This is a genomic window from Saccharothrix espanaensis DSM 44229, assembly GCF_000328705.1.
GTDB classification, from domain to species: domain Bacteria; phylum Actinomycetota; class Actinomycetes; order Mycobacteriales; family Pseudonocardiaceae; genus Actinosynnema; species Actinosynnema espanaense.
In genome coordinates, this window is the sequence record NC_019673.1 from 284,837 (window position 1) to 294,178 (window position 9,342).

Sequence of the window (9,342 nt, forward strand, 5' to 3'; positions counted from 1 at the left end):
ACGGAGTGGGGCTTCCCGTCCGTTTACACGAACTCCTGTTGGCGCTGGCCGGGCGCGTTGACGACGACGCGCTGACCCAGGCCCGGGAGCTGCTGGCCGTCGCCGAGCTCGACCGCGCGGTCGAGCTGGTCACGGGCGTGCTGCTGGCCGGCCGGATCCCGGTGTCGGTCGATGAGCGCCGCGAGATCGGCCGGCTGCTCGGCGAGGTCCGCTCGGACCGGTCACTGGCGGACAAGCTGTTCGCGGTCGAGCAGGTCCCCGTGCCGCGGCACCGGTTCAGCGTCGAGTCCGACCCGGCCGACGGGCTGGCCGAGGTGATCGGCAAGACCGCGTCGGTGCTGCCGGACGTGCGCTCGGTGCGAGCGACGTGGCGGTCCAGCCCGGCGGGCGCGACCCCCGGCCCGCTCCCGCAGCGGGTGGTGCTCGTGGACATCGGACCCTCGGGGTTCGCGCCGGCGACGGCGTACCGGGTGGACACCGTGCTGCGCCAGGCCGGGATCCGGGCGGCGGTCGAGGTGCTGACCGTCGGGGTGCCGCTGGGCGAGTACCACGCGGCGGCCGTGACGACCGCGCGGGAAGTGTTCTTCCAGACCATGACGGCACCCGCGCCGCCACCGGACCCCGCGACCTGGTTCGACGGCGAGGTCCGGGATGAGGCACCGGTGGTCGAGCCGGAACCGGTGCCCGCGGAACCCGAAGCCGGCTCCAAGTCCCGACGTGCGCGGGTCGACCCGTTCGAGGGCTCCCAGCCCTTCCCGCCCAAGCCCGTGAAGCGGCTGCCGGTGCGGGACGCGGCCGACCCCGCGACCCCGCCGCCCGCGACCCCGCCGCCCGCGACCCCGTCCCACCTGACCCCGTCGCACACGGCCCCGTCGCACCTGACCCCGTCGCACACGGCCCCGTCGCACCTGACCCCGTCGCACACGGCCCCGTCGCACACGGCCCCGTCGCACGAGGCCGCGTCGGACGCGGTGGACGTCGAGGTGGACACCGGGCCGGTCGACGCGCTGGACGACGTCCGGGCCGAGGTCGGGCCGAACGTCGAGGTGGGCGACCCCGTTGCCTCGGACGTCGATCCGCACGTCGATCCGCACGCCGACTCGCGCCCGGACTCGCTCAACGGTTCGCGGAACGACGCCTACCTCGACTCGCTCAACGAGTCGCTGAACAGCTCGCGCAACGACGTGCGCAACGGCGTCCACGAGCCGCACGAGGACTACCCGCGTCCGCTCAACGGCGAGCCCCGCAACGGCGAGCCGCACGGCGGGGAGCCGCCGTTGTCGCGGGCCGAGGTGACGACCGAACTCGGGCCGGACGACCTGGCGGCGTTGCAGGCGGCGCTGGCGGACGGGCACGCCCCGGCGGCGGTCCAGTTGCCGCCGACCGTGGACGCGAAGCTCAGCGACCGGGAACGGGCGTTGTTGCAGCAGCTGCACGAGGAGCTGGCCCAGCGCGAACAGCAGTCCTGGCCGTCCGGTCCGGAGTACGTGAACGGCGTCCACAAGCCGAACAACGGCAAGTTCCCCGGCTGAGCCCACACCCCGCTACCCCGGCATGACACCTCGAACCACCGGTGTCGCTTCAGCGTCGGGGCGGCGGGGTGTTCTCGTCGGTCGATCTTTCAGGAAGGCTTCCTGAAAGATTCTGCGCCGCGTCCTCTCGAACGACCGGCCGGACCGGGACGGAGGGCGGGCCGTGTCGGGGGCCTCTCGGGCCTGGGTGGCTAGAGGGTCTGGAGGGTGTGGAGCAGGGCGGTGCGGGCTTCCTGGGACAGCGCGCGGTAGGGCACCGAAGCTGCCCGGTCCGTCGCGGCGTCGATCTCGCGGCGGGTCGGGTCGGCCGGGGGCAGGGTGTCGGTCGCCGGGTCGGACGGGGTGAGGTTCGCCGCGCGTCGGGCGGTGTCGTGGGCGTCGGCGCGGTGGTGGCGCAGGGCCCGCAACCGGTCGAACAGCACGGCCGCCGGAGCGGTGCCGGTCCTCGCCCTCGCCATCGGGTGGCCCACCGCCACCTCGATCGTCGGCGGGGCCGGCCAGAGGTCGGTCGCGGCCTGCTCGTGGGCCCGGTTGACCATGTCCAGGAACGTCCGGGCGCGCGCGGTCGCGGTGACCTGGTCGCCGTCGACGGTCAGCCAGTCGTTGTCCGCCAACGCTTCCGCGACTCCCGGCGTGTACCGGTGGAGGTTGTGCACCTCGGTCAGCGTCATCGGGCCGTGGGCCAGGACGGCGGCGAGATCTCCCAGCACCGGCACGTGCGGCGGGCGTTCTCCGTGCAGGTACCGGGCACTTCGCCGGTGTACCGGGATGACCAGGCGGTGCAGTTCGGGTGCGACCTCGGCGGCCGTGGCGCAGGCGTTCGCGGCGTCGAGGGCGAGCGCGCTGGACGCGCGGAGGTCCTCGTCGTCGCGGAGGTCCAAGGCGTGGCGGAAGTGGGCTTCGGCCGCGCGCCACTGTCCTTGGTCGTAACGGGATCTGCCGGCGTGCTGGTGGGCGAAGTCGGCCGACGGGCCGTCGAACCACCTGGCGTACTCCGCGTCCGCCTCCGCGTACCGGCCCTGCCACTGCCACACGTGCGCCAGTCTCAGGTGGGCCGCCGGGCCGGGTTTCAGGGCAAGCGCGGTGACCAGCGCGTGTTCCGCTTCGTCCAACCGCCGCAACAACCGCGCCGCCAGGCCGCGTTCGGTCCACGCCCGGTAGGTCTCGGGCAGCGGCGGTGGCGGCGGTGCGGCCAGGAGGCGTTCGAGGGCGGTGGGGTCGGTCGGAACTTCCTTCAGCGTCAACGGATCCACGTGGTGGTCCACCGCCGGTAACTCCACTACGCCTCCGACTTCCGCCTGGCCTGCTCGATGATCCGCTGTAGGTGCAGGCCCCGGCGCACGTCGCACCGGTGCGTCGTCGTGCCGCTGTCGACCATCGCCACGAAGTCGTCCAGCAGGTTCGTGTAGCTCTGCTGCGCGGTCGTCCCGCGATCGGCGAACGCCCGGTAGCCGTGCTCCCCGAACACGCTCACCTCGGAGATGCTCGGGTTCAGCGGCACGGTCATGGTCAGCGTCGCGCTGCTGGTCGCTCCACCCTCGTGCGCGAACACGAACTGCCACAGGCCCGCGTCCGACCGGTTCGCGGTGACGACCTCGGTGATCGTGCCCAGGGCGGCGTCGAGCAGGTCGAACGCGTGCGGGCCGATGTCGTCGAGCGGTCCGCGCTCGTGCCGCCACGGCGAGTGCGAGTACGGGCCGTCCAGCAGCGCGCCGGTCAGCCAGCGCGCGTTGCCGCCGATCCAGCCGCCGGCGGCGTGCAGCTGGGCCAATTGCTCCTCGGTCTCCGGGGCGAACCGCTTGGTCAGCATCACCAACGAGGCCACGCCGGACTGCGTGACCGCGTCCGCGAGGCGTTCCGCGTCGTCCAGGGTGGACGCGATCGGCTTCTCCAGGATGACGTGCTTGCCCTGCTGCGCGGCCTTGATCGCGATCTCGGCCTGCACCTCCGGCGGCACGGCGAACGCCACAGCGTCCACAGTGGACAGAAGTTCGTCGGGCGAGGTGACGACCGCCGCGCCGTAGGGGTGGGCCAGCTCCTCGGCGGCCTCGGGGCGGCGGGCCCAGACCGCGGTCAGCCTGGTGCCGGGGTGGTCGGCCAGGCCGGGCGCGTGCACCCGGTGCGCCCACGGTCCGGCTCCGACAAGTCCTACGCGCAGCTGCTCGTCCACACCGCCCATGCTGTCACGTCCACCACACCGCCACCGGCCGCCGGTGTACGCCGATGCGGGGACGAAGATCCGGCCGCCGTTGTCGAACCCCAGCTCCACGCCGGCCTCCCCGCGCACCACGTCGGGCGTGTGGTCCCAGCCGTTCGGGATCGTGACGACGTGCCCCCGGTCCTCGCTCGGCCCCAGCCACACCTCGTAGTCGGCGCTGCCCAGCAGGCTCTCCCGCTTCTTCACCCACACGCCCGGCGTGCCCTGGTCCGCGCTGACGGTCTCGGTCGACGGCAGGAGCACGACCACCGCGAACACGGTGGTCATCCCCGTCCCGACCACCGCGCCCAGCACGAACAGCAGCACCTTGACCAGGCACCCTCTTGTCGTGGTGTCCATGGGAGACGATCCTCGTCGTAGGCTCGGGAACGTGCGCGAACTTCCCGAGGAACTGGTCCTGCCGCCCGGCATGGTGCCCGACGTGCCCCCGGAGGTCCCGGTGACCCCGCGGGACGCCGCCACCGTGATGCTGCTGCGCGACGGCGGTGACGGCCTGGAGGTGTTCCTCCAACGCCGGGTCCGGGGCATGGCGTTCGCCGGCGGGATGACGGTCTTCCCCGGTGGCGGCGTCGACCCGCGCGACAGCGACACGTCGGTGGCGTGGAGCGGGCCGTCGCCGGACTGGTGGGCGCAGCGGTTCGCGGTGTCCGACGGGCTGGCGCGGGCACTGGTGTGCGCGGCGGTGCGGGAGACGTTCGAGGAGTCCGGCGTGCTGCTGGCCGGGGCGTCCGGTGACTCCGTCGTCGCGGACACCTCGGCGTACGGCGACGCGCGCCGCGCGCTGGTGGCGCGCGAACTCTCGTTCGCCCAGTTCCTCTCCGCCGAAGGGCTGGTGCTGCGGGCCGACCTGCTGCGACCGTGGACGAACTGGGTCACGCCGGTCGAGGAGCCCCGGCGCTACGACACGCGGTTCTTCGTCGCCGTGCTGCCCCGGGGCCAGCGGGCCGACGGGTGGACCACCGAGGCTTCGGACGCGGTCTGGCAGACGCCGGTGGCGGCGTTGCAGGATTGGCAGCAGGGACGGCGGATGCTGATGCCGCCCACGTGGGTGACGTTGACGGAGCTGGCCGAGTACCCGGGGGTGTCGGACGTGCTGGACGCGCCGCGCGCGGTGGAGAAGATCGTGCCCAAGCTGGTGCGCGACGGGGACGCGATCCGGGTGATCGTGCCGTGAGCCCGGTCTACGGGCAGTTGCGCGAGGTCACGCCGTTCGCGTCGGTCGTGCTCGCGGAGAACCCCTCGGTGATGACGTTGGAGGGCACCAACACCTGGGTGCTGCGCGCGCCGGGGTCGGAGTCGTGCGTCGTGGTCGACCCGGGGCCGTTGGACCGGGGGCACCTGGAGCGGGTCGCCGCGCACGGGCCGGTGGACGTCGTCCTGCTCACGCACGGCCACCACGACCACTCGGAAGGGGCGGCCGAGTTCGCCGCGCTGGTCGGCGCGCAGGTCCGGGCCGGGAACCCGGAGCTGGGCACCACGGGCACCGCCGACTCGGGCCTGGCCGGCGGGGACGTGGTGGAGGCCGGCGGGCTGGAGATCCGGGTGCTGTCCACGCCGGGGCACACCGACGACTCGCTGTGCTTCCTGGTGGAGAACGCGGTGCTGACCGGTGACACCGTGCTCGGCCGGGGCACCACCGTGCTCGACGGCAAGCTCCGGGACTACCTGGAATCGCTCAAGGTCCTGGCCGACCTGCCACCGGGCACCATCGTCCTGCCCGGTCACGGTCCGGAGATCGCCGACATCGGGCCGGTCGCCCGGCAGTACCTGGCGCACCGCGAGCAGCGGCTGGCGCAGGTGCGCGCGGCCGTCGCCGAACTCGGCGGGTCGCCCACGGCGCGCCAGGTGGTGGAACTGGTGTACGCGGACGTCGACCGGGCGCTGTGGCAGGCCGCCGAGTGGTCCGTGCGGGCCCAGCTGGACTACCTAGCCGACTCGTGACGGGCCGGTGCCCGACGGGTTGTCGATCACGTAGCGCCAGCCGTCCGGGCCCCGGCGGGCGACGTCGACGGCGGTGCCGCGCTCGTCGCCCAGCCGCCAGTCCACGACCAGCAGCGCTATGTCGCCGTTGGTGAGGACCTTGCGCGGGGTGACGTGCATGGTGGCGTTCGCCGTCAGGTGGCCGGTGAGTTCGGGCGGGCGCGCGCCGGGTTCGTAGAGGCTCGACGGGTCGCTCTGGTTAAACAGCTTCGCGAACAGGGCGGGGAGTTCTTCGGGTGTGGTGGCGGGCATGTCGGCGACGGTAGGAGGGGGTCTCGTGACCAACCAAACGGTGAGTGACCACCCGGCGAGCGACGGCCCGGCGGTCGACCCCCACCTGTCGGCCGACCACCTGTCGGCCGACCACCTGACGGTCGATCGGCCTTCGCCGGACTGCCCGGTGGAGATCACGCTGGCCGCGTTGCGCGGGCGGTGGACCACGCTGGTGGTGCGGGAGCTGTTCGGCGGGGCGCGCGGGTACGGGGAGCTGGCGGCGGCGTTGGCGCTGTCGGACAAGGTGCTCGCGGACCGCCTCGCGCAGCTCGTGGCGCACGGCGTCGTGGAGCGCGTGCGCACGCCGGGCTGGCCGTCCCGGGTGACCTACACGCTCACGCCACGCGGCGAACGTTTGCGCGGTGTCCTGGACGCCATGTGGGAGTGGGGCGCAGCCTGACCGCACCGCACCGCACCGCACCGCACCAAACCCGGCCCGCCCCTGGCGCTGTGGGGTGTGCGGTCGAGTTCGGCCGTCCAGTCGCGCCTGGCCGGGTCGCCTTGGGCCCGTCGCGTCGAGCCCTGTCGCGCCTGGCTGGTTCGGTTGTGGGGGTCGTCCCGGTCGCGCGAGTCGGGGGCGGCCCTGCGGAGTGGGCCGGGGGTGCCGTCGTGGCGTGGGCTCGGCTGCGGAGGGGCCGGGCCCCTGCCGGGTCAGGCGACCGTGCGCAGGGGGACCACCAGGTACTTCAGCTCCACACCGTCCTCTCCTGGTTGCGAGGTGAGCACGGTCGAGCGCAGGCCGTCCTGGATGCGGAGTTCCACCCGCCTGCCGCTGAACGCCCGGAGGGCGTCGGCCAGGTACCTGGCCTGGAACGTCTTGGTGACGCGGTTGCCTTCGATGGTGGCCTTGACCGACTCCTCGGACTCGCCGGTCTGCGGGTCGCTGCCGCGCACCCGCAGTTCGCTGTCCTCGACCTGCAACGTCACGGAGCCGTGCGGGCCGGAGTAGGGGGTCGCCCGGCGGACCGCCCCCGCCAGGGCGTCCGCTTCCACCACCACGGTGCTGTCGATGATCGCCTCCAGCAGTTTGCGGGCTCGGTCGTCGGGGAAGGGCGCGGCCAGGAGGGTGGTGCTGACGCTGCCGCCCGGCCACGAAAGGGCGATGCGGTCGTCGTCCGCGTGGATGGTCACGACAGTGTGCTGCGGAAGGCGCGAAACGTCAGCCAATAGAGCGGCGGGAGCTAGGACGTTCAGGGAACCTTCAGCCGACCAGGGGACAGTCGCGAACGCCATCCGGTAACGGTCCGTGGCGATCATCTCCAGGTGGTCGCCGACGGCCAGCATCCGGACGCCGGTGAAGATCGGCAGGGCGTCGTCCTTCGAGGTCGCGCCCGCCACCGGGGTCAGGGCGGCGACCAGCACCTCGGACGGCATCCGGCCGGCCACCGGCGGCAGCGGCGGCACGCCGGGGTGCGACGCGAGGTCGAGCAGCGGCAGGGCGAACCGGGCGGCGCTGGTGCGCACGGCCAGCCGGGAGCCCTCCACGACCAGCCGGACCTGGTCGTCCTCCAGCCCGCGCAGGGTGTCGGCGAGCCGGCGGGCGGGCACCAGGACCGCGCCGTCGGTGTGCACGGTGGCGGGCCGGGAGAGCCGCACGGCGTGCTCCCGGTCGCTGCCCACCAGCTCGACGCCCGCCGGCCCGGCGCGCAGCACGAGACCGGCCAGCACCGGGTCGAGCACCCTGGTCGGCAGCAGGCGGGCCACCTCGGTCGCGGCGGCGGCGAGGTCGGCGGTGGTCGCGGTCAGGTCCATGGGCGGGACGGTAGCGGCGAGCACCGACAATCAGTGCTCAAGCGCAGGTCAGACCACGTACGGAAGACGCCGGCGGACACCGGGAAGACGCCGCGAGGTCGGTCGCCGGGGGAGCCGGCGGCCGACCTCACGGGGGACCGGGTGTCAGCGGGAGGAGGCCAGCTCCACCTCGTCCTGGCGGGGCAGCGGCACGCCCGCGGCGACCGTGCCGCGGAACGCCCAGACCAGCGCGGCGATCGCCAGACCGGCCGCGGCGGCGGCCAGGAACGCCGCCCCGGTGCCGCTGGACTCGACCAGCAGGCCGCTGAAGAACTGGCCGACGGCCAGGCCCACGGTGACCGCGGTGACCACCCAGCCGAACGCCTCGGTGGCGGTGCCCGCCGGGGCGACCTGCTCGATGGCGGCCGAGTGGGTGGTGGCCTGCGGCGTGATCAGGGTGCCGACCACCAGCAGCGCCAGGCCCAGCCCGATCAGCGTGGTGGGGACCGCCAGCAGCAGCGACAGCAGCGCGAACCCGCCGAGCAGCACCGGCAGCCGCAGGTGCATGGCCTTGGGGAACGGCTTCATCGCGTACAGGACGCCGAAGAGGACCGAGCTGACCGACCACAGGCTCAGCAGCAGCCCGCCCAGGCCGAAGTGGCCCGCTTCCTCGGCCGCCGCCGGCACCGCGACCTCGATGAACCCGATGGTCACGCCGAAGCCCAGCGCGGCCAGGGCCACCGTGCGCATGCCCGGCGAGGCGAGCGCGCCCAGCAGGCTGCGGGTGGCGGGCTCCGGCTGCACGCCGCGCACGGTCGGGTTCAGCGCGAACCACAGCGCGCCGACCACCATCGAGCCCGCGCCGATCACCACGCCGGTGCCCGCCCACGGTGCGGTGACCAGCAGCCCGGCCAGGCCGGGACCGAGGATGAAGAACACCTCCATGCTGATCGCCTCGTAGGCGTACCCGGCGAGCCGGACCGAGCCGGGCGGCGTCACCCGGGCCCACAGGGCACGGGACGCGGAGCCGACCATCGGTTCGTTCAGGCCGACCGCGAACGCCACCGGCACCAGCAGCCCGAGCGGGGCGTGGGCTTCGACGGCGATCACGGCGAGGGTGACGAACACGGCGAACAGCGACACCGCGCCGAGCAGCGGGCGGGTCGGGCCGAAGCGGTCCATCAGCCTGCCCTGCACGATCGAGCCCACCGCCACGCCGATCAGCGACGCCGCGGACACCAGACCGGCCGCGGCGAACGAGCCCGTCTCCAGCTTCACGTAGAGCAGCAGGGAGAGGCCGATCATGGCGATGGGCAGCCGGGCGAGCAGCGACGCGACCACGGGGCCGCGCATGCCGGGGGTGGTCAGGGCGGTGCGGTAGTCGGAGAGGCGGGCAGAGTGGGACATGCGTACCAGTGTGCCGCACACTGGTACGCCCGTACCAGTGTTTTCGGCGGTGTGGTCGGTCACCAGGGCCCGTTGTGTTGCGATTCGGTCACAACAATGGGATGACCGGGTGAAACCACGCAACGAAAGCGCTGAACAGAAGGTCCTTGAGGGTGAACGGGCTTGAGTTGGGTGGTGGGTGGCGTGCGATCGTGGGCACTA

At 73.4% G+C, this 9,342-nt stretch carries 9 protein-coding genes; 4 read left to right on the forward strand and 5 right to left on the reverse strand.

Annotated features, from left to right (window positions below):
* The first annotated feature begins 38 nt into the window (after positions 1–38).
* Positions 39–1,532 carry a hypothetical protein gene (locus BN6_RS41485; protein WP_051075411.1) on the forward strand — a complete coding sequence of 498 codons (1,494 nt, stop codon included), beginning with the start codon at positions 39–41 and terminating at the stop codon, positions 1,530–1,532.
* 191 nt (positions 1,533–1,723) lie between these two features.
* Here BN6_RS41485 and BN6_RS01410 read toward each other — a convergent pair whose 3' ends face one another.
* Both BN6_RS01410 and BN6_RS01415 read right to left on the reverse strand, forming a co-directional pair.
* Entirely contained in the window at positions 1,724–2,785 is a 1,062-nt protein-coding gene (locus tag BN6_RS01410) for a hypothetical protein (RefSeq protein WP_148302694.1), read from the reverse strand.
* 26 nt (positions 2,786–2,811) lie between these two features.
* The gene (locus tag BN6_RS01415) at positions 2,812–3,711 is read right to left on the reverse strand and encodes a Gfo/Idh/MocA family protein (protein WP_041315847.1); all 900 of its coding nucleotides are present in this window, start codon (positions 3,709–3,711) and stop codon (positions 2,812–2,814) included.
* Between the two features lie 448 nt (positions 3,712–4,159).
* On the opposite strand from BN6_RS01415, the gene BN6_RS01420 reads away from it, so the two are divergent.
* Both BN6_RS01420 and BN6_RS01425 read left to right on the forward strand, forming a co-directional pair.
* Positions 4,160–4,924 carry an NUDIX hydrolase gene (locus tag BN6_RS01420; protein ID WP_162164602.1) on the forward strand — a complete coding sequence of 255 codons (765 nt, stop codon included), beginning with the start codon at positions 4,160–4,162 and terminating at the stop codon, positions 4,922–4,924.
* Entirely contained in the window at positions 4,921–5,691 is a 771-nt protein-coding gene (locus tag BN6_RS01425) for an MBL fold metallo-hydrolase (protein ID WP_015097737.1), read from the forward strand. The genes BN6_RS01420 and BN6_RS01425 overlap by 4 nt, the downstream gene beginning before the upstream one ends.
* On the opposite strand, the gene BN6_RS01430 is transcribed toward BN6_RS01425, so the two are convergent.
* Positions 5,677–5,982, reverse strand: coding sequence for a Cif family virulence factor (locus tag BN6_RS01430; RefSeq protein ID WP_015097738.1), 306 nt, complete (start codon positions 5,980–5,982; stop codon positions 5,677–5,679). The genes BN6_RS01425 and BN6_RS01430 overlap by 15 nt on opposite strands.
* 25 nt (positions 5,983–6,007) lie before the next feature.
* Between BN6_RS01430 and BN6_RS01435 the strand changes: the two genes are divergently transcribed.
* Positions 6,008–6,403 carry a winged helix-turn-helix transcriptional regulator gene (locus tag BN6_RS01435; RefSeq protein ID WP_231904939.1) on the forward strand — a complete coding sequence of 132 codons (396 nt, stop codon included), beginning with the start codon at positions 6,008–6,010 and terminating at the stop codon, positions 6,401–6,403.
* 251 nt (positions 6,404–6,654) lie between these two features.
* On the opposite strand, the gene dnaN is transcribed toward BN6_RS01435, so the two are convergent.
* Together dnaN and BN6_RS01445 are read right to left on the reverse strand one after the other, a co-directional pair.
* Complete coding sequence (gene dnaN, locus BN6_RS01440; RefSeq protein WP_015097740.1) at positions 6,655–7,755, reverse strand: DNA polymerase III subunit beta; 1,101 nt, start codon at positions 7,753–7,755, stop codon at positions 6,655–6,657.
* 144 nt (positions 7,756–7,899) lie between these two features.
* Positions 7,900–9,141 (reverse strand): MFS transporter, encoded by a 1,242-nt coding sequence (locus BN6_RS01445; protein ID WP_015097741.1) that lies wholly within the window; start codon positions 9,139–9,141, stop codon positions 7,900–7,902.
* Between the last annotated feature and the right edge of the window lie 201 nt (positions 9,142–9,342).

Excerpts from the sequence above, each read along its gene's own strand:
- BN6_RS01415 (WP_041315847.1), bottom strand. The coding sequence starts at position 3,711 with ATGGGCGGTGTGGACGAGCAGCTGCGCGTAGGACTTGTCGGAGCCGGA.
- BN6_RS01420 (WP_162164602.1), top strand. The coding sequence starts at position 4,160 with ATGGTGCCCGACGTGCCCCCGGAGGTCCCGGTGACCCCGCGGGACGCC.
- dnaN (WP_015097740.1), bottom strand. The coding sequence starts at position 7,755 with ATGGACCTGACCGCGACCACCGCCGACCTCGCCGCCGCCGCGACCGAG.
- BN6_RS01430 (WP_015097738.1), bottom strand. The coding sequence starts at position 5,982 with ATGCCCGCCACCACACCCGAAGAACTCCCCGCCCTGTTCGCGAAGCTG.
- BN6_RS01445 (WP_015097741.1), bottom strand. The coding sequence starts at position 9,141 with ATGTCCCACTCTGCCCGCCTCTCCGACTACCGCACCGCCCTGACCACC.